Source organism: Thiohalocapsa halophila, from assembly GCF_016583825.1.
GTDB classification, from domain to species: Bacteria; Pseudomonadota; Gammaproteobacteria; order Chromatiales; family Chromatiaceae; genus Thiohalocapsa; species Thiohalocapsa halophila.
The window spans coordinates 112,907-136,714 of the sequence record NZ_NRRV01000003.1 but is presented as its reverse complement, the minus strand read 5'-3'; the positions used below and the strand labels follow the sequence as shown (position 1 = coordinate 136,714).

The 23,808-nt window shown below is 68.3% G+C and carries 17 protein-coding genes; 9 read left to right on the top strand and 8 right to left on the bottom strand.

All coding sequences use genetic code 11. The features are described 5' to 3' along the window. Positions 1–81 precede the first annotated feature (81 nt). Both CKO31_RS02430 and CKO31_RS02425 read right to left on the bottom strand, forming a co-directional pair. Complete coding sequence (locus CKO31_RS02430; RefSeq protein ID WP_200233712.1) at positions 82–2,388, bottom strand: 2OG-Fe(II) oxygenase; 2,307 nt, start codon at positions 2,386–2,388, stop codon at positions 82–84. A gap of 58 nt (positions 2,389–2,446) precedes the next feature. Further along, positions 2,447–2,965 carry a hypothetical protein gene (locus CKO31_RS02425; protein WP_200233711.1) on the bottom strand — a complete coding sequence of 173 codons (519 nt, stop codon included), beginning with the start codon at positions 2,963–2,965 and terminating at the stop codon, positions 2,447–2,449. A 68-nt stretch (positions 2,966–3,033) separates the two neighbouring features. Between CKO31_RS02425 and CKO31_RS27480 the strand changes: the two genes are divergently transcribed. Next, entirely contained in the window at positions 3,034–3,258 is a 225-nt protein-coding gene (locus CKO31_RS27480) for a TrmO family methyltransferase domain-containing protein (RefSeq protein ID WP_322789076.1), read from the top strand. A 23-nt stretch (positions 3,259–3,281) separates the two neighbouring features. On the opposite strand, the gene CKO31_RS02415 is transcribed toward CKO31_RS27480, so the two are convergent. After that, entirely contained in the window at positions 3,282–4,328 is a 1,047-nt protein-coding gene (locus tag CKO31_RS02415; RefSeq protein ID WP_200233710.1) for a thioredoxin family protein, read from the bottom strand. Between the two features lie 221 nt (positions 4,329–4,549). After that, on the bottom strand, positions 4,550–5,614 hold the full coding sequence (gene ruvB, locus CKO31_RS02410; protein WP_200233709.1) for a Holliday junction branch migration DNA helicase RuvB: 1,065 nt from the start codon (positions 5,612–5,614) through the stop codon (positions 4,550–4,552). Positions 5,615–5,933: 319 nt separating this feature from the next. Between ruvB and CKO31_RS02405 the strand changes: the two genes are divergently transcribed. From CKO31_RS02405 to CKO31_RS02370, 8 genes are all read left to right on the top strand, one after another. Next, a complete protein-coding gene (locus tag CKO31_RS02405) occupies positions 5,934–7,265 on the top strand; it encodes a GGDEF domain-containing protein (protein ID WP_200233704.1) in 1,332 nt (443 codons plus the stop codon). 111 nt (positions 7,266–7,376) lie between these two features. Continuing rightward, a complete protein-coding gene (locus tag CKO31_RS02400) occupies positions 7,377–8,453 on the top strand; it encodes a glycosyltransferase family 2 protein (RefSeq protein ID WP_200233702.1) in 1,077 nt (358 codons plus the stop codon). Further along, positions 8,450–10,066 (top strand): ArnT family glycosyltransferase, encoded by a 1,617-nt coding sequence (locus tag CKO31_RS02395; protein WP_438873995.1) that lies wholly within the window; start codon positions 8,450–8,452, stop codon positions 10,064–10,066. Before CKO31_RS02400 ends, CKO31_RS02395 begins: the two co-directional genes overlap by 4 nt. Then, positions 10,059–10,952, top strand: coding sequence for a phosphatase PAP2 family protein (locus CKO31_RS02390; protein WP_200233701.1), 894 nt, complete (start codon positions 10,059–10,061; stop codon positions 10,950–10,952). The genes CKO31_RS02395 and CKO31_RS02390 overlap by 8 nt, the downstream gene beginning before the upstream one ends. Before the next feature lie 289 nt (positions 10,953–11,241). Further along, the gene (locus CKO31_RS02385; RefSeq protein ID WP_242475082.1) at positions 11,242–12,171 is read left to right on the top strand and encodes an ABC transporter substrate-binding protein; all 930 of its coding nucleotides are present in this window, start codon (positions 11,242–11,244) and stop codon (positions 12,169–12,171) included. Next, a complete protein-coding gene (locus CKO31_RS02380) occupies positions 12,168–13,235 on the top strand; it encodes a FecCD family ABC transporter permease (protein ID WP_242475081.1) in 1,068 nt (355 codons plus the stop codon). Before CKO31_RS02385 ends, CKO31_RS02380 begins: the two co-directional genes overlap by 4 nt. Next, a complete protein-coding gene (locus tag CKO31_RS02375; protein ID WP_242475080.1) occupies positions 13,232–14,113 on the top strand; it encodes an ABC transporter ATP-binding protein in 882 nt (293 codons plus the stop codon). Before CKO31_RS02380 ends, CKO31_RS02375 begins: the two co-directional genes overlap by 4 nt. After that, positions 14,094–15,434 (top strand): cobyrinic acid a,c-diamide synthase CobB, encoded by a 1,341-nt coding sequence (locus CKO31_RS02370; RefSeq protein WP_200233697.1) that lies wholly within the window; start codon positions 14,094–14,096, stop codon positions 15,432–15,434. The genes CKO31_RS02375 and CKO31_RS02370 overlap by 20 nt, the downstream gene beginning before the upstream one ends. Before the next feature lie 331 nt (positions 15,435–15,765). Here the strand turns inward: CKO31_RS02370 and CKO31_RS02365 are convergent, their stop codons facing one another. The 4 genes from CKO31_RS02365 to CKO31_RS02350 form a co-directional block, all read right to left on the bottom strand. Further along, positions 15,766–16,824 (bottom strand): hypothetical protein, encoded by a 1,059-nt coding sequence (locus CKO31_RS02365; protein ID WP_200233690.1) that lies wholly within the window; start codon positions 16,822–16,824, stop codon positions 15,766–15,768. Between the two features lie 1,289 nt (positions 16,825–18,113). Next, positions 18,114–20,159: a protease Lon-related BREX system protein BrxL gene (gene brxL / locus CKO31_RS02360; protein WP_200233688.1), complete on the bottom strand. Its 2,046-nt coding sequence runs from the start codon at positions 20,157–20,159 to the stop codon at positions 18,114–18,116. Between the two features lie 4 nt (positions 20,160–20,163). Continuing rightward, positions 20,164–22,500, bottom strand: a complete 2,337-nt coding sequence (gene pglZ, locus CKO31_RS02355; protein ID WP_200233685.1) for a BREX-1 system phosphatase PglZ type B — start codon at positions 22,498–22,500, stop codon at positions 20,164–20,166. Continuing rightward, complete coding sequence (locus tag CKO31_RS02350) at positions 22,493–23,770, bottom strand: ATP-binding protein (protein ID WP_200233679.1); 1,278 nt, start codon at positions 23,768–23,770, stop codon at positions 22,493–22,495. Before CKO31_RS02350 ends, pglZ begins: the two co-directional genes overlap by 8 nt. Positions 23,771–23,808: the final 38 nt, after the last annotated feature.

Genomic DNA, 23,808 nt, shown 5'->3' with positions numbered 1-23,808 from the left:
ATTGCGCTTGGCGCCTTTTCTGGGCCGCTTTCCTTCGCGTGAGAATGAAGCAGCCGGGGGGCTGCCAGCCCCACTGGGGCGTCAGCACGGACGCTCGCCGGTCAACAGCGCCCGGTTTTCGATGTCTTTCTGCCGCTGCTGCACGCGGCGCTGATAGCTGGCTTGGTTCTTGGTGCAGACCAGGGAGTAGGGGCGGCCGGTCTTTTCGGTGTGGGTGTCGAGGTCGCAGCGGTGGCTTCGGATCCTGTGCTCGACGTGCCGGCGCTTGGGCTCGGCGGCCTTGAGCTTCCAGGTGGCTTCGGTGGGGGAGGCGAGGAAGCGGTTCAGATCGCTGCAATCGGAGCAGGTGCAGCGGACCTCGGCGGCGCGCTGCCAGTCCGGCGGCGGGGCGAGGGCTTCCCCGAGGCGGTTGTCCAGGTGACGGAGCACCGCGTCCCGCAGCCCGACGAGCGCCGGGGGCAGGGCGGCCATATCGGCCCGGTCTTGGGTAGCGGCGACGGCCAGCGAGGCGGGGAGGAGGATGGCGTCCGGGTCGTATAAGGCGGGGCGTTCCAAGCAGTGGCGCAGGGCCCGGTCGGCAAGGTCGGTGTCGATGCGGCTCAGGCCCAAGAGCGCGCCGAGCACCAGATCCGCAGTCGGCTGCGGCGGGGCCGGGCCGAATCCGTCCGGTGTTGGTGCTGGCGCTCCAGCGGCATCGGGCAGGCCGTGAAGCAAGGCGGATGCCGCCGGCTGTAAGTTTGCCGTGGCCGCCTCCGGCAGTTGCTCGGTGCAGCGCGCGAGGAGCCGCGCGCAGGCGGCGGGGTCGCGCCCTGCATTGCCGGCGATGACCAACTGCAGCAGGCTGGCGGCACGCGCAGCGGGCAGCTCGGCGCACAGGTGCACGACGGCCGCGTTGTCCTCGTCCGTATAGCCGCCGGCGGCACAGACCTCTGCGACGAAGTGCGCGGCAGCGTCGGCTTGACCAAGCCGGCGCAGGGCATCGAGCAGGCCGCTGGTGTGGCCGCGCTTGCCGAGCTGCTGGCGCTCATACTCCGATGCCGGCCAGGTGTCCCGGATGCAGCCCGCAAGGTCCAGGGCCTCTTGCCGAAGGGCCGCACCCCGGCCTGCGGCTGCCTCGTGCGGTTGATCCACCGGCAATCGGCTCACCAGGTTGGTCAGATAGGGCACGCTGACCCCGGGGCCGCCGTCCGCCAGCACCTGCGCACGCCTTTGCCGAGGCCAGAGCACCAGCGCGGCGCGCTGATAAATGCGCTCGAACGTGGCGCCCTCGTTGCCGGTGGCCTCCTCGAAGTCCGGCTCCAGGGCGTCCTTATCGGCGAAGGCGTCGGGGGGACAGACCTCTTCTGCGTCGAAGGGCAGCGGCGCCATATCCAGCGCCGAGCCATCCGGCAGCCGCCAGGTGTGCAGCTGCTGCCAGCTGTCGATGACCTCGCCGATCTCGAATCCGCCCTCGTCGTCCCAATACCCGCCGCCGAAGTGCTCGGCCCAGCCGCTCTCGCCGATGGTGACCATGGCGAGCTGTGCGTCGCAGTCCGCATCGGTGGCGGCGCCGAGCACGACCCCAGCCGCGGCGGCGTCGGCGCCCTTGAGGGTGGCGAAGCCGAGCTCGGCCTCGGTGTAGCTGTGCTCCAGGGGATAGATGAGCTTATGCGGCAGCGCCGCCGCCGGGCTCGCGCCCTGCCAGGCGCTCAGCAGCTCCGCGAGCTGCCTGCGCTCTTGGTCGTGGTCCGGCGGCTGGAGCAGGGGCTCGCCTTCGGGGCGCAGCAGGTTGTAGATCAGCGCCAGGCGATGGCCGCTCTCCACGGGGCTGACTTCATGGCGGCAGTCGGCGTAGAAGGCGGCGTAGGCGGCCTGGCTCGGGTCGTCGGTGTGCAGATCGAGCCGCGCCTCATGGGCCTTGTGGCGGATGACCAGCTCGCCGCCGGTGTACTCGCAGGGCAGGGTCACCACCAGGGTGGCGAACATGCCGGGGGCCTTCTCGGTGTCGCGGTGGCTCAGAAAGAAGCCGCCGGCGTCGTAGATCAGGAGCTTGTAGAGCTCGGCCTGCACCTCGCCGCGCACGCCGAGGCCGGCGGCCGCGTCGCGGACGGTGCGGGCCAGGTCCTTGCCCCAGTGCCGGCCGCCCAGGTCTATGCGGCTGGCGTCGATCTGCCAGGTGCGCCGGACCTCGGTATCCACCAGGGTGTCGGTGCCGCGGCCATAGGGGGCCTGCTCGGCGACGGCAATGAGCTGCTCCGCCTGCATCGGCAACAGCGGCAAGGCGACGGTGCCGACGCCGTCCACGCGCAACCGCGGCAGATGGAGGTCCATGGTGCCGGCGGCATAGAAGTCGCCGGGGCGGTGGACCCGCGTCAGAATATCTGTGACGTCTTGCTGCAACGCGGTCATCGGCAGGTCTCCAAAGGGACGGCTCGCGGGCCCCCGGTGGGCTCGCGCTGCGGCCATCTTAGTCAAGGGCGCCGGCCATCGCGAAGGGCTCGATGGCGCGAAAGCCGTCGCGCTTCAGGAGCCGGCGCCGATGGGGGAAGGCGGCGACGGCGGCCACCGGGTCCACCCGCTCCAGGGCGTCGAAGTCGATACGCGCGAAGCCGTCGCGGTCGAAGTCCACCGACAGCAGGTAGTCGTCGTTGACGACGCCGGTGGCGGGGTCGAGGCGCTGGGAGTAGCCGGAGAGCACCACGCGCTGCACGCCGGGAAGGGTCGCGAAGACCGTGCCTGCGGTGCGCAGCACGATGCCGTGCACATGCTGCGCATATTCCCGGCGCAGGCGGGTCTTGGGCTTATCCTTGACCAAGAGCCGGCGCCGGCGCTTGGCCATGCGCGCCTCGCGCTGGGGCAGGTCGCCGATCTCCGGCAGATCCACGTCCAGCCAGACGGTTGCGGCATCCGGCTGGATCTCGTAGTCCACCAGGGTCTCGCGGGGCCAGTCCAGGTCGTCCATGGTCTCGGCGAGGAGGTCCTCCATCAAGCACGGGTCCGTGCGCAGGCGCGCCGGGAAGGTGCACTCGCGCTCGGCTTCCAGAGCAGGCGCCGGTGCTTGCGGGAGAGGCGCTCGCCGTGCTTCTCCTTGGTGATCAGCTCGCCGCGCTCGCCGAGGGACAGGCTCACCTGCGCGGGGTGTTCGCGACCCGCGCCCCGGTGCGTCCGAACCTGATCGCGTTGAGCCGCTGCCGCGTGCTGGGCGTACAAGGCAACGTCATCGAGATCGACGGCATCGATGCCTTCGCCGATACGCCGGTGCTGGATATCAAGCCCTGAGTCAGATCAGTCAGAGCCCTGGGTTAGCGCATCAGGTCGTAGTCGATGCCGCGGGCGTGCAGGGCATCGGTGCGGTGCTGGAGCCAGCGCTGGAAGTTGGGCTGGTGCGCGTAGGCGCCGGTGGCGACGTAGTCGAGCAGGCCGTGGATGTGGAAGGCCTTGAGATAGCCGTCGGTGCGGAAGACCTCTTCGCCCTCGGTATCGAAGAAGACCAGGCTCGGCGTGTAGTTGATACCGAGCTCGGCGGCCCAGTCGCGGATGGGCATGTCGCGGCCGTCCGGGGTCTGGATGCTGTCCTTGGAATAGGTGTCCACCACGACTGCGTCCAGGTTGGTGAGCGCCAGCGCCACCGGGTCCCGGCGCAGGATGTCGTGGTGCAGCTCGTCGCAGGCGGTGCAGACGGGCTGCTCGAACATCACCACCAGCGGGCGCTCGGATTCGGCCCGGTTGTCGGCGAGCTTGAGCGGCGGCTCGAGGAAGCCGGGCTCTTGGTGCAGCTCGCCGGAGGCCGCTTTGGCGTCTTGGCGTTGGTAGAAGTCGCGGAAGGACTCGCCGTCGCGCTCGCGCTTCAGGGCGACGTATTGCAGCCCGGCATGGAACTGGTGCGGCGGATAGTAGCCGTCGATGCGCAGCACCGCATTGGCGTCCTCGTCCAACAGCAGGATGGTGGGGGTGTACTGCACGCCGAGCGCCGCGGCGAACTGTTTCTCTGTGGTCGCGGCACCGGCCGTGTCGGTCACTTCGCGATCGCCCCAGATGTTGATGGCGATGACGTCGAAGCCGTCCCGCGCCGTTTGGCTGATCTCCTGATCGGCGAAGTTCTCCCGCAGCAGCTTCTCGCAGTAGGGGCAGCCGTCCTGGTAGAAGTAGAGCATGACGCGCTTGCCGGCCTCGGCGGCATCAGAGACGTCCTCGCGGATGTCCAGGAAGGAATTCTTGAACCAGTCCGGCTTGGAGTGATAGCCGGGGTTTTCGAGCTCGGTGAGGACCTCGGCATCGCTCGCGGCCAGCGCCGGTTGCAGGGCATAGCTCGCCGCGAGCAGCAGCAGGAGTGCAGTCAGCCTCATCATCGGTGGTCACCATCGTTGTCGTTGTGGCGGAAAGTAGCGAGTTTCGAGGGGCGAGGGTCGAGGAGGAGAAGACAGATCAGCAGGTTTTCTGCACAAGAAACCGAAAACTGGCGTGCGCTGGGTATCTGGTGAGCAGATGGTGGGGTAGGGCGAGCCAAGGTCAAAGCTCTTTTCCAATTGTCGCCCCGGAAAAAGTGCGGATCAGCAGGGTGTTGCGGCAACTACCCTGACACAGGGGGGCCGGGAGGCTGCTCGAACAGGTCCTGCACCGGCGCGCCATCGCGCCGCGGCTGCGCCAGACCGAAGTGCCGATAGGCGCTTTGCGTGGCCATCCGGCCCCGCGGGGTGCGCACCAGATAGCCCTGCTGGATCAGGAAGGGCTCCAGCACGTCCTCGATGGTGCCGCGCTCCTCACCGATGGCCGCTGCCAGGCTCTCCACGCCCACGGGGCCGCCGTCGAACTTCTCGATGACCGCCTGGAGCAAGCGGCGGTCCATGTGGTCGAAGCCGAGCCCGTCCACCTTGAGCATGCCGAGCGCCTGGTCGGCGACGTCGCGCGTGATCTGCCCCCCCGCCTTCACCTGCGCGAAGTCGCGCACGCGCCGCAGCAGCCGGTTGGCGATGCGCGGGGTGCCGCGGGAGCGCCGGGCGATCTCGGCGGCGCCGTCGGCTTCGGCGTGGATGGCCAGGATCTGCGCCGAGCGCCGGACGATGCGGGTGAGGTCCTCGGCGCTGTAGTACTCCAGGCGCTGGACGATGCCGAAGCGGTCCCGCAGCGGCGAGGTCAGCAGCCCGGCACGGGTGGTGGCGCCCACCAGCGTGAAGGGCGGCAGATCCAGCTTGATGGAGCGGGCGGCGGGGCCCTCGCCGATCATGATGTCGAGCTGGAAGTCCTCCATGGCTGGGTAGAGGATCTCTTCGACCACGGGGCTCAGCCGGTGGATCTCGTCGACGAAGAGCACGTCGCCGGACTCCAGGTTGGTGAGCAGCGCCGCGAGGTCCCCGGGCTTGTCCAGCACCGGCCCCGAGGTCTGGCGCAGGTTGACCTGCATCTCGTGGGCGATGATGTGCGAGAGCGTGGTCTTGCCGAGCCCGGGCGGGCCGAAGATGAGCGTGTGGTCGAGGGCCTCGCCGCGGCCGCGGGCGGCTTGGAGGAAGATCTCCATCTGCTCGCACACCACCGGCTGGCCGACATAGTCCGCCAGCTTGCGCGGGCGGATAGCGCGGTCGAGCGCGCCGTCGTCGGCGGCCTCGGCGGGGCTGATGACACGGTCGGGCTCGGTCATCGGGCTAGTGCCGTGCGATGGCAACGGCTTCGGTCGACTCGGCGCTGCAAACTGGTCGCATGAGCTTCATCCGTCGAATTCTCCTCGGAAGTTTGTCGCTCCGGGGCAGGACTGTCCAGCGCGGTGCGCCGAATGCACCGCGCTGCGTCTCGGGCTGAAGAACCGATACCGCCGATTGTGATGCACGAGCCAGCCGCGGGCGCTGGGTCGGCTATAGTTCTTGCTATTCCCTGCGCCGCTTACGGGATAAGCGCTGAGATTTGGCCAAAACCCTATGGCGGTTGGCACAACGACGAGACGACTGCATCACGGTCGCGACATGATCGGGCGTAAAGAGCCGGGTGCCGACGGGGGAGCCGTCGGTCGTTTTCATGCACTGCTGTCGCTGCACACCGCCGACCGCTGGCAAGCGCTGCGGCTGTCTCTGGCTGCGCTGGGCTGGGTGGCGCTGGTGGCGGTTTCGCTCGCCTGGAACCTCGGCCAGGCTGTGGACCATCGCAACGACCTCGCCCTGCAGACCGCGCGGTCCTTCTTCCAGCTGCTGGTGCTGACCCGGCGCTGGAACGCCGATCATGGCGGCGTCTATGTGCCGGTGACACCGGATACCCAGCCGAATCCCTACCTGGATGGTCCGCAGCGGGACGTCCGGGTCGCACCGGACTTGACCCTCACCAAAATCAATCCCGCGTACATGACCCGGCAGCTCGACGAGCTCGCCACCAACGGGCCCGGCGTGCAGTTCCACATTACCAGCCTGGACCCGATCCGCCCGGCGAATGCCCCGGAGCCTTGGGAGGCCGCGGCCTTGCGACGGTTCGCGACGGGTGTCGACGAGGTGTGGGAATCACCCCGTCAGGAGGGCGAGCGCTATCGCTACATGGCGCCGCTCTACGCCGAGCGGCCGTGCCTGGCCTGCCACGAGGACGAGCATGTCGGGGATGTGCGCGGGGGCATCAGCATCACGCTGCCGGAACTGGCCCCGCTGCCCCTGCGCGCTCTGCTGCTGAGCCATGGGCTGGTCGCCGCGGCGGGGCTGGCGCTGATCTTGGTCACCGGGCGCATGCTCGGGCGGGCCCACCACCGGCTGCGTCGCGAGGCCTTGTTCGATGCCCTGACCGGGATCCCGAATCGGCGGTTCTTCATCGACCAGCTGACGGCGGAGCTACGCTACGATAGTTTGCCGTTGGTGGTGGTGATGGGCGATATCGACTACTTCAAGAACTTCAACGACGCGTTCGGCCACCAAGCCGGCGACGAGGCGCTGCGCTCCGTGGCCGGTGTCCTGCGCGACGCGGTGCGTCGCAGCGGGGATTTCTATGCTCGTTACGGCGGCGAGGAGTTCGTCGTCATCCTGCCACAGACCAGCCTGGAGGCGGCGCTGCGCATCGCCGAGTCCATCCGGCGGGGAGTGGCCGATTTGCGGCTTCCCCATCCACGCTCGCCGTTCGGCGTCGTCACCATGAGCCTGGGCGTGGCCGTGCAGACCGAGTGCGGCTGCGACGGCGACGCGCTGGTGCGCACCGCAGACCAGTCCCTTTATGACGCCAAGGCCGCGGGACGCAACCAAGTCGCCGTGCGCTGCGGGACGCGGCGCACCGGGATGACCGACGCGCCGGCACAGGGCGCTCAGCTCGCCGGGGTCGCTCGATGACGACCGATACGCTGGCAGAGCTGGACGCCCTCGGGCGCTGGGCTTAAGCTGCGCGCCACGCCGCGGGCCCGGCCTCTTAGGGCACAGCGGCGCCAGCAGCTCGCAGCATCCATGACTCAGCCCGACCCCCACGCCCTGCCCGACGCGGCGACCATCTCTTTGCCCGCAACCGCTGACTCGGCCGCAGACCCGCGCAGCCTCTCCGTCGTGATCCCCCTCTATGAGGAGGCGGACAACGTGGCGCCACTGCTCGCGCGGGTGCACGAGGGGCTGGCGGACTACCGGCATCCGTGGGAGCTGATCCTGGTGGACGACGGCAGCCGGGACGGCACCGCCGAGCGCGTGCAGGCAGAGGCGGACCATTACGGCCGGCATGTGCGCGTGATCCGCTTCCGGCGCAACTTCGGGCAGACGGCGGCGATGCAGGCGGGCTTCGATGCCGCCCGGGGACGCCTGGTGGCGAGCCTGGACGGGGACCTCCAGAACGACCCGGCGGACATCCCGCGCATGGTCGATGAGCTCATGGACCGGGACCTGGACCTGCTCCAGGGCTGGCGCCGGGACCGCCGGGATGCGCTGGTCAAGCGCAAGCTGCCCTCGCGCATCGCCAATGCGCTCATCGGTCGGGTCACCGGCGTGACGCTGCACGATTACGGCTGCAGCCTGAAGGTCTACCGCGCCGAGATCATCAAGGAGGTGCGGCTGTTCGGCGAGATGCACCGCTTCATTCCTGTGTGGGTGGCGGGCATTACGGACCCGGCGCGCATCGGCGAGACCGAGGTCAGCCACCGCGCCCGCGAGCGCGGCGCGTCCAAGTACGGCATCTCGCGCACCTTTCGGGTGCTGCTGGACCTGCTGGTGGCGTTCTTTTTTCTGCGCTACGGCGCGCGGCCGGGGCATTTCTTCGGCGCCATCGGGCTCGGCTTCGGCGCCGTCGGCGGGCTGACGATGGTGTGGCTCATGATCGTCAAGTTCGGCTTCGGCGAGGACATCGGCCAGCGCCCGCTGCTGTTCATGGCCATCCTGCTGCTGGTGGCATCCATCCAGTTCCTCACCACCGGCGTTTTGGCGGAGGTGTTGTCGCGGACCTTCTTCGCCTCGCACGAGCGCACCCATCACTGCATCCGCTGGCAGTCGGACCCGAGCCAGGCAGGCTGGAAAGGCTCGGGCTGGACGGGGGCGGCGTGAGCCCGGCGGAAGCGCGGCGCCCATGGGGCGACGCCCTGCTTCGCCCGCCGGCGGCCTTCGCGCTGCTGGCGCTGGCGGTGTGGCTGGGCTTTTTCTGGCAGCTCGGCGCGGTACCGCTCTACGACCTGGACGAGGGCGCCTTCACCGAGGCCACGCGGGAGATGCTGGCCTCCGGCAACTTCATCACGCCGCACCGCGACGGCGAGCCCCGCTACGACAAACCGGTGCTGATCTACTGGCTGCAGGCGGCGTCCGTGTCCGTGCTGGGCTTGAACGAGCTTGCGCTGCGCCTACCCTCGGCCATCGCCGCGACGCTCTGGCTCGCGGCGCTGTGGGGCTTCGCCCGCCCGCGCCTAGATGCGACCACGGCCACGGTTGCCGCGCTCATCATGGCCTTCGGGCTCCAGGTGGCCATCATCGGCAAGGCGGCGGTGGCCGATGCGGTGCTGAACCTGTTCATCGCGCTGGCCTTCTTCGATATCTATCGCTGGCTGGAGCGACCGCGGCGGGGGCTGCTGCTGCGGGTGTATCTGTGGCTGGGCTTAGGCTTCCTCACCAAGGGGCCGGTGGCGGTGTTCTTCCCGCTGCTGGTGAGCTTTGCCTACTGCCTGTCGCTGGGGCGCTTCAGGGACTGGCTGTCGGCGGTCTTCGCACCGCTTGGCTGGCTGGTGTTCATCGCCGTCGCCGGGCCCTGGTATCTGGCGATCTACCTCGACGACGGGCCGGGCTTCTTCCAGAGCTTTTTCCTGGAGCACAACCTCGGGCGCTACGGCGGGGTCAAGCACGGCCACGCGGGCTTTCCGGGCTACTACTTGGTCATGCTGCCGGTGGTGCTGCTGCCCTTCACCGGCTGGTTTCTGCGCCTGCTGCCCATGGCGCGGGGGCTTTGGGCGGACCCGCTGGATCGGTTCCTGCTGCTGTGGTTCGGCTTCGTGCTCGTCACCTTCTCGTTCTCGGACACCAAGCTGCCGCACTATATGGTCTATGGCATCACGCCCTTGTTCCTGCTGATGGCACGCCATCGCGATGCGCTCACGAGCCGCTGGCTCGCCTTCGGCCCGCCGCTGGCGTTCATGGCGCTGCTGGCGGCGCTGCCGCTGGTGCTGCCGCTGCTGGCGGGACAGGCGGACCGGGCCCATGAGCAGGCCCTGTTCGCCGAGGGCGCCCGCGTGCTGGACTGGGCCTATGTGCTGACGACCCTCGCCGGGCTCGCGACCCTGCTGGTGCTGGCATTCGTCCCACGCATCCCCGTCTGGCAAAGGCTGCTGCTGGCGGGGGTGGTGCAAACCCTGGTGGTGTTCGGCGCCCTGGTGCCGCGGGTGTTCGCGGTGATGCAGGCGCCGGTGAAGCAGGCGGCGCTGATTGCGCGGGAGCTGGATCAGCCGACGGTGGTGTTCCGCACCAGCATGCCGAGCTTCAGCGTCTACCGCGAGGCCGTCACGCCGCAGGTGGACCGCCCCGAGCCCGGCGAGCTGGTGTTCCTGCGCGTGGACAAGCTGGACGACCTCGCCGCCACCCGGCCCGAAGACCGGCTGGTCACGGTCTATCGCCGCGGACCCGTGGCCCTGGCGACCTTCGCGCGCGGCGGTGCTAGCGGGCGCGACGATGGCTGACGGCGCGCGCGGGCGGCGGGGTCTGGTCCTGCGCCTGTGGGCGGCGCTCGGCGGCGAGCTGGATGCGGCCCTGTTCCGCGGCGCTGCCCGCGATCCCTGGCCCGGCCCGGCGGCAACGGCCTGGCTCACCGTCGCCGCCCTCGCCGCACTGGTGCTGGGGGCCGGCCTTTGGCTGCTGGCGGGGTACCATGGGGGCTTCGCGACCCTCAACAGCGCCGCCGCGGAGCTGCCCGACTGGCTCTGGCAGGGGCTCACGGTGCTCGGCGACGAGCGCGTGGCCTTTGCACTCGGCCTGTTGCTCGCGCGTCGCCATCCGCGGGTATTCTGGGCGCTCATCGTCGCCGGCCTGGTGGCGGCCCTGTATTCCCGCGGGCTGAAGCCGCTGCTGGACGCGGCCCGTCCGCCGGCGGTGCTCCCGCCCGGCAGCTTCAACCTCATCGGGCCGGGTCACCGGGGCGAGAGCTTCCCGTCCGGGCACAGTGTCACGGCGGGGGTTCTCTTCGGCGTGCTGGCGCTGTTCGCGCGGCGACGGGCTTGGCGGACGGTGTTCCTGCTGGCGGCGGTGGCGGCAGGGCTGAGCCGCACGGCGCTCGGGGTGCACTGGCCGGTGGACGTAGCCTTCGGCCTCGGCGGCGGCTGGCTTGCGGCCGTCATCGGCGTGCGGCTGGCGCGGCGCAGCCAATGGGGCATCCATGACGGCTCGGTGCACCTGGCCTTCGTCGCGGTTGCCGCCATCGTCAGCGTCGGGCTCTGGGTCGACGACGGCGGCTACCCGGCGGCCGGGCCTGCGCTGCAGGCGCTCTGCGTCGCGGCCCTTGGCACCGCACTGCTCGGCTATGTGCTGCTGCCGCTGGGCCGCTGCCTGCGGCGGGTCGCAGAGCGCTGATGCCGGGGTAAGTCGGGGCCGACCTGCACGGCGGGCGCACATGGATGAGGGCTCGGCGTCGTAGGGTGGACAAGCGAAGCGCAGTCCACCAGCGACGGGGGCTGGGGAGTCGGGCATTCGCTCGGGTGGATTTCGCTTCGCTCATCCACCCTCCCATACGGGCCTGTGGGCCTGCGGGTCGCAGACCGACGCTGCCGACGTGACTCGGCACCGTAGTGTCTCAGGTTGTCAAAAGCCGTACCCGGTTGCGGGTCTCCCTCGTGTCTGTTTCACGCTACCATCGGCACCGATGTATCGATTCACACTGTGCGCCCGCGCTGCCGATCTGCACAGGCCGCGGGGCTGCGGGCGACTGCGCCCGATACCGACGCGACCGCTGACCGCCCTGGTAACCGGTCTGCTCTTCTGGCTGTTGACCCCTATGGCGGCGCCCGCTGAGGGGCTGCCCCGGGTCATGGGCACCAACCTGTGCGCGGATCTGCTGCTGGTGTCGGTGGCGGCACCGGCGCAGGTCGTCTCCCTGTCGCGTCAGAGCCGGGACCCTGAGCTGTCGCCCATTGCCGAGCGCGCGGCGGCTTATCCCGCCAACGACGGCGGCGTCGAGGACCTGCTCTATTACCAGCCGGACAAGGCGCTGGTGTATTCCGGCTGGACCGGCGGTCGCTTCGGTGAGCTGCTGGCCGGCCAGGGTACGGAGCTCATCGAGGTGCCCTATCCCCGTGATTGGAACGATGCCCTGGCCACGGCTCGCAGTGTCGCGGCACAAATCGGCCGCGCCGAGGCCGGTGCGGCGCTGGCCGGTGCCGCCGAGCGGCGTATGCAGGAGCTGGCTCACGATCTGCCGCCGCTGCGCGCGCTCTATCTCAGACCCGGGGGCGGCAGCGCCGGGGCCGGCACCTATGTGGATGACGTGCTGACAGGCCTGGGGCTGGTGAACCTCGCCGCCGAGCAGGGTCATGTCGGCTGGGGCGCCTATCCGCTGGAGCGAATTATCACGAATCCGCCGGATGTCTTCCTGCTCGGCTACTTCGAGCAGCAGGAGCCGCCGGGCGCATCCGCCTATGCCCGTCACCCACTGCTGCAGGACCTGCTGGCGCGGCGGCCCACGGTCCAGGTGCCGAGCCGCATCTGGGGCTGCGGCGGGCTGGAGCTGGTGGGCGCCGCGGAAGCCATCGCCGCGCAATTGCGGGCGCTGCCGGATGCAGAGGGCGGGCCATGAGCGCAGTCTCCCGCGCTGCCGTGCCTTGCGGCCAACCGCAGACCGAGACGGGCGCCGTGGCCGCGACCAGCTTGTCCGGTGCGATGGGGCTCGTCGGGCTGCTGACCCTGGGCCTGCTGGGCTTGAGCCTGGTCTCCCTCGGCTTCGGTGCGGCGCCGTTGACCTGGGGCGAGGTGTTGGGCGGGTTGCTCGGCACCGGCCACGAGGAGCACCGGCTCATCGTGCAGCAGATCCGCTTGCCGCGGGTGCTGCTGGGCTGGCTGCTAGGGGCGTCACTCGGCATGTCCGGTGCAGCACTCCAGGGGCTGCTGCGCAACCCCCTGGCGGAGCCGGGTCTGCTCGGCATCTCCGCGAGCGCCGGGCTGGGCGCGGTGCTGGCGCTCTACTTCGGGCTGACGGCGGTGAGCATCTGGTCGCTGCCGGCGGCCGCCATGGCCGGCGCCCTGCTGGCGACACTGCTGCTCTATGCGCTGACGCGCGGCGGGGCCTCGAACCTGACGCTGATCCTCGCCGGGGTGGCCCTGTCGTCCCTGGCCGGCGCCCTGACCTCCCTGGCGCTGAACCTGGCGCCGAATCCGGCGAGCGTACAGGACATCGTGCTCTGGCTGTTGGGGTCCATCGCGGATCGCAGCCTCGCCGACGTGCGCCTGGTACTGCCCTTCGTCGCCGTGGGTCTGGCGCTGCTTCTGGCCGCGGCGCCGTCGCTGACGCTGCTGACCCTCGGCGAGGCGGAGGCGACCAGCCTCGGCGTGCACCTGCCGCGGCTGCGCGGGCTGGTGATCACTGGCTCCGCCCTGGCCGTCGGCGCCTGTGTGTCCGTGACGGGCACCATCGGCTTCGTCGGTCTGGTGGTGCCCCACCTGCTGCGCGGACTGGTGGGACACCGGCCCGGCCGGCTGCTGGTGCCGAGCGCCCTGGGCGGCGCGCTGCTGGTGCTGGCGGCGGACCTGGCCATCCGGCTGCTGGACACCCCGCAGCAACTGATGCTGGGCGTGGTGACGGCGCTGGTGGGGGCGCCCTTCTTTTTGGCGCTGGTGCTGAAGAGCCGGCGGGCGATACCTTGAGCGCGCAATCCCTGAGCGTCCCATCCGTGAGCCGAGAGTCCAAGAGTCTCTTGTCCGTCACGGGTCTGTCGGTGCACCTGGGCGGGCGCGCGCTGGTGCAGGAGGTCGACCTGCGGGTGGAGCACGGCGAAATCCTGGGGCTGATCGGCCCCAACGGCGCCGGCAAGTCCACGGTGGTGAAGGCCGTCGCCCAGGTGCTGCCCCACCAAGGCGAGATCCGCCTGGACGGGCAGCGCATCGCTCGCCTGGGTGCCCGGGCGCGGGCACGGCGGTTGGCGTATCTCAGTCAGGACGACCAAGTCCAATGGCCCATCACGGTGGCGGAGCTGGTGGCCCTGGGCCGCTACCCGCATCGCTCGGGCTGGGGGGGCGCGCCGGGTGCCGGGGATCTGGCCGCCGTCGACGCAGCCATGCAGGCCGCGGATGTCTGGAGCCTGCGCCGGCGCCGCGCGGATCAGCTCTCGGGCGGGGAGCGCGCACGGGCCCGGCTCGCCCGGGTGCTGGCGGTGCAGGCGCCCCTGGTGCTCGCCGACGAGCCGGTGGCGGCGCTGGACCCGCGCCACCAGTTGGAGGTCATGGCGCTGTTGCGCGGGCATTGCGCCGACGGCGGCGGCGCCATCGTGGTGCTCCACGACCTGACGCTGGCCAGCCGCTTCTGCGACCGCCTGCTGCTGTTGGATCGGGGCGAGCCTGTGGCGACCGGAGCGGTGGACGCTGTCCTGGCGCCCGCCAACCTGCGCGCGGTCTATGGGATCGATGCGGTGACCGGGGTGCATGCGGGTCAGAGCTACATCGTGCCCTGGTCGCTGGAAGAGGATGCCGTCCGTCAGCCAGATGAGAGTGGGAGCCAGAATGCGAATGCAAACCCGTCCCATTGAGGCCCAGTTGTCCGGCGGCGCAGACCGGGCTTCGGCCAGGCATTGCCCGGCATTGCTGCTGGCGGCCACCGCGTCCGGACAGGGCAAGACGACGCTCACGGCTGCGCTGGCCCGCCACCATGCGCGCCGAGGCCGGCGGGTGCGGGTGTTCAAGGTCGGCCCGGATTTTCTCGATCCGATGATCTTGGCCCAGGCGAGCGGCGCCGAGGTGCTGGTGCTGGACCTGTGGATGCTGGGCGCGACGGAATGTGAGCGGCTGCTGTTCGAGGCCGCGGGCGAGTCGGACCTGATCCTGGTGGAGGGCGCCATGGGGCTCTTCGACGGCGAGCCCAGCGCCGCGGACCTGGCCCTGCGCTTCGGCCTGCCGGTGGCCGCGCTGATGGATGCCCGCGGCATGGGGCAGACCTTCGGCGCGCTGGCCCTGGGCCTCGCGACCCGGCGGCCAGGCTTGCGGCTCGCGGGCCTGGTCGCGAACCGCGTCGGCAGCGCCCGCCACCGCGAAATGCTCACCGCCGGACTGCCGGACGGGCTGCCACTGCTGGCGGCACTGCCGCGCCTCGACGACGCGGCGCTGCCGAGCCGTCACCTGGGACTGGTGCAGGCGGCGGAAATCGCGGACTTAGAGCGCCGGCTGGATGCCGCCGCGGATGCGCTCGTCGGCACTGCCCTCGCCTCGCTGCCGCCGGCGGTGGGCTTTCGGGTGCCGCCGGCTGCACCCCGACCGCCGCCGCTGCTGAGCGGGCGGCGCATCGCCGTTGCGCGGGATGCGGCCTTCTCTTTCCTCTACCCCGAGAACCTGCGGGTGTTGGAAGCGCTGGGGGCCGAGCTGGCCTTCTTCTCGCCGTTGGCGGACCAAGGCGTACAAGCGGACGCCCTCTACCTGCCGGGCGGCTATCCGGAGCTGCATTTGGCCCCGCTGGCTGCGAACCGGGCCATGCATGCCGCGCTCAGGGACCACGTGGCGGCGGGCCGGCCCGTCTACGGCGAGTGCGGCGGCATGCTCTACTTGCTGGAGCGCCTGACAGACAAATCCGGCCATGGCGCGGACCTCGCCGGCCTGCTGCCGGGGCAGGCACAGATGCAGCCGCGGCTCGCGGGCCTCGGCATGCAGGCGCTGTGGACGGACGACGGCGAGATCCGCGGGCACAGCTTCCATCACTCCCGGATGACCACGCCGGTGCAGCCCGTGGGCCACGCGCTGCGCCAGCACGGCACCCGGGCAGGCGAGCCCTTCTATGTGCAGGGGCCTGTGCGCGCGAGCTATCTGCACCTCTACTTCCCGTCGAACCCGTCAGCCGCGGCCCGGCTCTTTCTGCCCTAGGAGCTTGTCCATCGCCTCGACCGCGAGGGTGGGCCGATGTCGGGGCTTGTGGCTGTCTGCCTGGTCTACCCGTCGACGTCCGCGCGTGGCCGACATCCGTCTGCCGGCGACTCACGGTCAGCGTAGGCTTACGGTCCCTGAGCTGACGCTGGACGGACTGTCCGGCGGCGACAGGTACCGACCCTCAGCGGACATAACGTTCAAGCTAACCTGCTGCCCGCGGAAGCAGGTACTGTAAGCCTGGACTGAGACGATGGTACGACTGGCTCAGGCGGGGATTACAGCGCCTGCCGTAGCGGGTCAGCTTGAGCGAGGGGTTAGGCCTCTCGGCTCAGTCGTTGACGAACTCTTCAAGATACCGGTCAAAGGCAGGAAAGTTGCCAGTACCGGCGAACTCTCGCTCAAGCGAGACAAGATAGGATGCCCCGTACGGGTTGGCTGAGGCTGCCGTGGCTCTGCTGAAGTCTGTGTACGCCGCCATTGCGCCCAGCAGCAAAGATGAAGAAAGAGTCAAAAGATCAAATGGATCTACGCCAGCTGCTACAAGGCCTCCGAAGGCGGTAAGTGCCACCGGGGCGCCCATCGTCAAGAGACTGCCCCGATCATGTTCTCCCAGAAATCCCTGTGCTCGCTTTAGGTTGTCTTTGGCTCGCAGGAGATCCTGCTTGTAATCATTCAAGACCGTCTCTGCGTGATCCTTGCTCCGGCAGTCCCTGAGTCCGTCTGTAAACCGTTGAAGCTCGTTTCGAAATATGAGGCGCTCGTCTCGCGAGGATTGAGCTACACGGAGGATGTGGTCCATAGGTACACCCTCTACATTGATAGGCAAAACGTCTTGAAGTATTAGTGATGCATAGAAGCCAGGCGATTCTCGGTTGTACAGATACTCGTCAAAATTTGCTTCCTCGGTGAAGTAGGTAGAGATAGCGTACGAATACTTGCTATCCGTACAGCGGTGTAGTTGTCGCCTCTCCGCAACCTTGGCCGACAGATAGAACATGTATCCACGAACGATCTCGCTCGGCAGTTCAATCCATCCACCCTTGCTGCCACCCTGAGCGTACTGATCAAGCAAGGGGTAAAGCGTGGCGTCGACCTTCTCGGGATGCAGCTGCGAGACTTCTCCACCTGGCTCAAGGCCGGCAGGCAAATCTGGGAGTGCTTGGAGAAACCCGCGGAAATCATCCGCAATGCCCTGCAGATCGGGCTTCTCAAGGGTTACTGGCCTGACATGTCCCGCATCGACGGCTCGCTTCGTGTCGTCATCATCTGCAGGCGCATAGGTTGTCGGCACTATTCGATAAACGTTGTCCCACAATAGTAGTGCTGTCTTCAGCCACTTTGGGTCTGCAATCTCAATGTGCGGGTAGTAGAGGACCGACGCGCTCATAGTGAGGAATAAGAGGCCTAACATCTATTGGGCGGCGCAATGATCCGCATGTGCCGCACCCGCACATGAGCTTAGCCACAAGATCTCGCGCTTGTCCAGAGGCTTACGGCCGAACGGGGGCTGCACACTTGCCGGCATATGCGGCGAGTTGGCCGCATATGAGCCGCACAGTGGTCGATTGACAGCATATCTCCGCCGGGCATCCGCCGTTGGAAGGGGCAGCACATACAGTGAATCAACGGGTTCGCGGCGCTTTCGATGTGCGTTGCTAAGTTCCTTATGCTGTCCGTCGGGCAGTGCGGCGTCAAGTCTGTTACTGGCCGCATGCTGCCGTCAGCGCAGCCTGTTCTGAGCGGCCGCTGTCTGCCAGAAAGCCGGCGATTTCTGGCTTCGTCCAGAGCCCACCCCACGCTACGGTGTGCGCCCGCCCATTGGACACCACCGCTCCGCCCCTTCGAACAGCGCCTCGCAGTTGGTCCCGATAGCCTCACGCAACGGTTCAGGATAGGTCGTCAGCTCGGCCGTCCATCGGTTCCGCGCGTCTTTCAGAACATCTAGGGTCGGGGGTTCGCCAGACGGCTCCGTAAACGCTCGGCCCGCGACAGCCTCGGCAAACGGCGGTCGATCACGCCACAGCAGCCCGAGCGTCGCCCTATCGGCCTCGGCGAAGCTCCGCGGCGGTTGGCCTTCATGGGACCGCGCGGCAGGTCAGGTTGCAGGTGTTCTGTGATAGCTGGGATGCGCTCATGCGCTTGGGCAACGCCTCTGTCTCAAACCCAGGCTACGATATCATCCCAGCACGGCGCACCCGGATGCTTGAGACCGCCAATACGCCCGACACCTACCCGCCCTGGCAGTCCGACCTGATCGCGTCCTGTGAGGCATGCGGCCGCGCGGCCTCCATCGATCCTAGGAGGATTCCGGAGCTGCCGGCACCGCCGCGCTGCACGGCCTGCGGCCGGCGGCCGGCGGATGTGCACGATTCGGATCGTCTATACGGGGGCGGGCAGATGCAAGCATAGCTGAGGCAGTCACCGGCCTCGCCCGGTCTGCAGCCGGTTGCGATCTGGACCGCTCACTCGCCATGCCGACCGGCGCAAAGTGAGTGCGGGCTGTCGCTTGGCCCGCGGGGCCCTTGTCGAACCGGCGGCGCGGCGACGCAGTTTCTGGCGGGCCTCGACGCACATGGGAAGCGGCAAGGCGCACTTCACGCCACCTGCAATCACGGATAGTCGCGCGCCATCGATGAAGGAATTCTGTCGCGGCATCCGGGTGGACCCAAGCTGCGACTACTCCACCAACGCCTTCAGCAAGGCATCCCTGGCGTCTTGGTAGAACTGCGTGTCGACCTTGGTCGCCATGTCGTCGGAGAGGTCGAAGAGCTGCCGGCGGCTCGATACCGGCATCAGCACGGCCTGCGCCCCTTTCTCGATGGCCAGCTCGACGAGGGTGACGGCGTTGTGGAGCGGCTCGATGGAGCCGCCCAGGTTGATCTCGCCGATGACGACCAGACCGCCGCGCAGGGGCTTCTTGAGCAGGCTGCTGCAAAGGGCGATCAGAGCCGCCACACCGACCTGGCTCCCGGTCTTGGCAGCGTCGAAGCTCCGAAGCTGGACCGAGAACTCGTGCGCCCGCGGGTCGCGGTCGCCAACCAGCTGGGCGGCGCGGGCGTAGAGATTCTGCTCGGCATAGCGCACTGACTCCTGAAAGGCCGGCGGCGTGGGCTTGTTCAGGATGCGCAGCCCGTTGCCCGGTCCCTCGTTCACCTCGATCCGATACAGGCCCGGGTGTTCGTCCGCACCACCGGGGCTCAGTGTCCACACCTGCCCCGGCTCCAGTGGGTCGGCGCCGATGCTGTTCTCGCTCGTCAGCTCCGGGGTGACGATGAACTTCTCGACGCCTTCCTCGCCGAGCAGATAGCTGAAGTGGGTGTTGCGGAACTCCGCGGAGCCGATGCGCTTCTGTTGCTCCTTCACGCGCCGGCGCACCTCCAGCGCCAGGCGCACCGCCCACTCCAGGTCCTCGTCAGAGATATGTGACCGGGCAGCGGGATAGAGCAGCTTCAGCAGCCCGCTGGCGGTCTTGTTGGTGGCGTTGATGTCACGCCCGCTGAGTGCACCGCCCAGGTGAATCCGGCCCTGGAGCTGCGGCAGTCGACTTTCCATCCGCAGCCGGCTGAAACACTCCGAGAGGAAGTCGCTCACCAGCCCGAAGTGGTCGGTAAACAGCGTCGGCTGCATCTTTGGCACGTCCCAGCCCGGCAGATAGGCATGGATGCGATCCATGAAGGCCGTGTCGTCGCGCATCTCCGGCGGCAACGGCCCGAACAGGTGGCCGACGCGCTGTTGGTGCTCCACGTCCACCTCGAAGTTGCCCACCAGCACCATAGAGCCGTCGGCGCGGATGTTCTCCTTGCCACGGCTGAACTCGCCGGACTCCATGTATCCCTTCATGATGTTCACGCCATCCTTCTGATCGAAGGAGATGCCTGAGACCTCGTCGAAGCAGACCACATCGTACTGGCAGACCAGACCCCGCTGTCCGGTGGAATTGTTGACGAACATCTTGGCCACCGTCGCCTTGCCACCGGAGATCAGGTGGGCATAGGGCGAGACCTGCTGGAACAGGTGGCTCTTGCCGGTGCCCCGCGGTCCCAGCTCCACCAGGTTGTAGTTGCGCTCGACGAAGGGGACCATGCGCAGCAACAGGGCGTCCTTGGCCCGCGCGCTGAGCTGGGCCGGCTCAAGCCCGACGCTGCGCAACAGGAAATCCTTCCACTCGGCGCTGCTCAGGCCCTCCCGTGCCTGCGCCAGTACATCCAGCACGTCCCGCTTGGAGAGCTGGATCGCACGCAGGGCATCGATGCCGAATGGCCGGCCATGGGCCTCTTGGGCGATGGCGGAGTCATAGCTCAGCGTCACTTCGGCGTAGAAGCCGCCGGTCAGCAGCCGCTCGTGCGCGCGCACCATCTCCGGGGCGATGCGCACGTCCTTGAGCTGCAGGCTCGGCAGGATGGTGACATAGGAGTCCGTCTTGGCATCCAGGCGGACGCTGACCAGGTCGATCAGCTTGACCGTCCCCTCCTCACGGGCGCGGGCCTTGAACAGCTCCTGCTCACCCGCCTTGACCGTGCGCGAGGCGAGCTGGCGCTGGACGATGTCGAGACCCTCGTTGATCTCTTCCTCGTCGATGGTGGCGCAATAGCGCCCGAGCAGGAACTCCACCACATAGGTCGGTACCGGGAACTGGCGGCTGAACTGTCGCACCAGGTCCTTGCGCACGACATAGCCTTCGAAGTGCTCGGCGGCCTTTCGGTCGAGCTCGTCCAGCTGCATCGCATCACTCTCCGCCGATCACGGTTGGCATCTTGGCGAGCGCCTGCCCATTCCCATCCAGGATGACCAACGAGATGGCCTCGCCTTCCAGCTCTTCGTCCTCGACCATCAGCGACGCCTTCCCGGCCTTGAGCGGCTTGCCGCCGCCGGTCTTGCTGGTCTTCGGGTCGTTCGCCTTCTGCCGCAGGTCTGCCGTGAAGCCCGCCTGCGCACCCTCGACGGTGACACGGCAGCGCAGCCCGGTCCACTTGATCTCCTGCACGCTCACGCACATCGCGTCCTCGACGCCCGCCGGGCGCGTCACGGTCACCACCGGAATGATGCTCTCCTGCAGGCTCAGGCCCCCGTGTCCGTATTCCTGACCGGCGATGAAGCTAGAAATCCCCGGCGCCAGGGCAATGCGCACGTCCTTGCACCAGCTCCAGGTAAGCGTCAGCGCGGTCGGCTTCGCCGTGTCCGAGAGGGCGGCGCAGCGGCCCCAGCGCGTGGCGGTGAGGAACTTCGCCAGCTCCGTCTTCGGCATGCCGCCGGGCACCAGCAGCCACCCATGGTCGGTGACGATCCGGATCTGCTTCCAGCCGGCGTCCATCAGGTAGCGGATCTGCTCGACGATGGACTCCAGGATCACCGGCACCTCTCGGGCGAGGCGCAGGCCGTGCTCGTGGCCGTAGTGGTCCAGGTCACCCATTTCGGTCCAGGCCCGGCCCGATGGATCACCCGTGTCGCTGCCGCCCAAGACCTGCCAGCTCTCGTCCTTGAGCGCCTTTCGGAGCAACGCCGTATTGAGCGGCTTATCCTGGCTGCCATGGCTGGGCACGAAGTCCTGGTCGGTCATGCGACCCTGGGCGAGGTGTGCGACCGGTGAGCAGGCCACTTTGCCGGAAGCGGTCACCGAGGGCACCGGCGCCCAATCGACCGCGATGCCTGCCTCCAGCCCCTCGCGCTTGAGGGCGGCCGCGAGGTCCTGAGCAACGTCAAAGCGCAGCCCGTCCACGAACAGCCAGCACTCCCCACCGGCTTGGTAGGCGCCTCTCGATTCTTGAACGACTGAGGAGCCCGGATAGCCGTCTTTGCGCAGCAGGTCCTGGAACCGCTGGTTCGCCTCGGCCAGCCAGGGCACGTAGACGGCCTGTAGCGCGGTGCTTACGGCCTCGGCATCGGCCTTGGTCCGCACACCTGCAAGGGCTTGCCGGGCTGCTGCGTCGACCTGCCAGAGCTCGTCCTGGTATGCGGCGGCCATGTCCTCCAGATGCTGTCCGCCGAAGGGCTTGCCGACCAGCGTTCCCAGCCGCGACAGCGGCTCCAGCGCCCGTGCCAAAGGCGCCTGACCCATCTCCGCCCACAGCCATTGTCGGCGTGTCCCGTGATGTTGTTCGAGCGTCTGCAGCCTTGCTGCCGCCTCGCCCGGCTCTAAGCCAGCCAGTGCGGTCAGCTCGGACCGCAATTTCTCCTCCGCCTCGTCGTTGGCGTTCGGGTAGCGGCTCAGCTCCGTGAAGAGATCCGGATGCACCGGCAGCGATGCGAGCCGCAACCGCTCGATCACCTTCGGGAAGGCGCGCCAGCCACCTTGGTAGCGCTCCCAAACCGAGCCCCACTCCGGGCGCGCCTCTGCGATGCGCTCGGCAGCGACCAACACACCGTCGGCCTCGGGGTCGAGCTTCCAGTCCGCTTTGCAGCGGCTGCGGAAGGCGTCCCAGCGGGCCCCCTGCCACTCTTGGGCAACGCCTTCAGGATGGTTCATCCAGGTCAGTACATCGCGCACGGGATCAGCGCTCAGTAAGGCGTCGAAATCTGCCGCTTCCAGCCGCCGGCCCTTGAGGTCCTCCACCGGGGTGTCGAGGAGCACGTCGAGCGCCCGGTGCATGGCAAGGCGCGTCGCCTGGTCGGCGGACAGGTCCAGGTTGAGTCCGCCGTGGCTGCTGGACAGGAAGGCGTTGACGGTCCAGTCCTTGCCGTTGAGCTGACTCCAGAACACGCCCCGGTACTGAAGCTCCGCCAGCGGCTGCAGCTCCCGCGGGCAGGTCTCGATAGCGCGCAGGTCCGAGCGGGACACGCCAGGTAAGTAGATGATGGGCACTGCCGTCGCCGGCCAATCGGCCTCGTCTAGGGTTCGCGCCAGCATGCACTTGATCCAGATAGCCGGTCCGCGGCGCTCCCCCGGCGCGTGGTCCCCGAGCACCAGCAGCTCCGGCAGCATCTCGCGCAGCCGTTCGGCCAACCTGCGCCACTGCGCCTCGTGGTCGGTCCAGAGCACGGCGGCGGGCCGCACCTGGTAGGCGCGGCTCACGTTCGCGGCGCTGCGCAGGGAGCCGAGAACGCGGTCGAGGACGGTCTCAGGCATCGAGTCGCGCCGCATAGAGTGTCAGCTTCACTGCCCCGCCCGTGTTCTCCAAGTCCGGGCGTCGACCGGACAGCTCGGTGCTGATCCTGACCAGCGTCAAGAAGCCTTCGCCTCGCGTCTCCATATAACGTCGCCCGGTTGTCAGGTTGCCATAATCCCGCAGGAAGCCGGCCAGTATCTGGTTGCGGCGCACCGGCTGGCAGCCAGCGTAGAGATTCTCCTCGGTCAGCGTGTTGTGCAGACCGCCTGGGTTGCGGATCTCGATGCGGTCCGGGAACAGGGTCACGATGACCTGAGCGCCGGTGATCTCATAGTCCCTGTGGGCTAGGGCGTTGACAATGGCCTCCTGGAGCGCGTGCTCGCTGTATGCAGGCCGGTCCCGCCGACCGAGCCCGTCCTTCTGCGACCGCACCGCCACCAACGGGCTCGTCCGCAGATACGTCAGCACCCCTTCGATCTGGTCCGGGATCGGGCCGGTGATCCGCTTCGTGTCCAGCGTGTTGCCATCGGCGACGTCGTGATCGTAGACCGCCACGTCCACGTAAGCGCCTGGAAGATGAGTCTCGGGCTGATCGGCAAACAGCAGCAGACCGACGTTGCTGGGCCGCCACGGGCGGTCCTCCTCGTGTACGGCGAGCTTGAGGTTGGCCAAAAGTCGCTCGTAGGGGAGCCCGGTCTCGGAAAGGGACCGGTCGAAACGCTCCCGGTGGTAGCGCTCGAAGCGGCTGCGGCTCAGTACCTCCAGCTCTGCCCCGAACACTGGGCGTTCCTCGAAGGGCAACAAGAGCTGGCGGCTCGCGAGCATCCGCCCCAACTGCTCTGGCGGAATCGGCTTGCGGTGACTGCTCACGCGCTTGAGGAAGCGCCCGTCGCTGGTCTGGTGGACGTAGTAGCGGGCTCGCGGAATGTAGACCTTGAGGCACAGCCGGCGGGCACCGTCCGAACCAGGCAGTTGCACCCAATCCAGGGCCGGCTCGATCTGCGGCACGCAATGATCCAGGGCGCACTGCACAACAAACTGTTCCAGCTTATCCCGCTTAGCGGGATCGATGCCGACCACGTCGCCCAGCTTGTTTACGCCGAACACCACCAGGCCGCCTTCCGTGTTCGCCATCGAGACGAAGACCTCGGCGATGACTTTGCTGGCCCTGCCCTCCTCACTCGCGAACCGGACCTGGTCGCCCTTGAAGATCACCTCCTTGAACTCAAGCAGCGTGTCCTCGCCGGCGGTGATCTCGCCCAGCAGCTCATCTTTGTCGTCGTAGAGCATCGGCTATCGGCCTACGGTCCGAGGACCTGGGTTCGCGG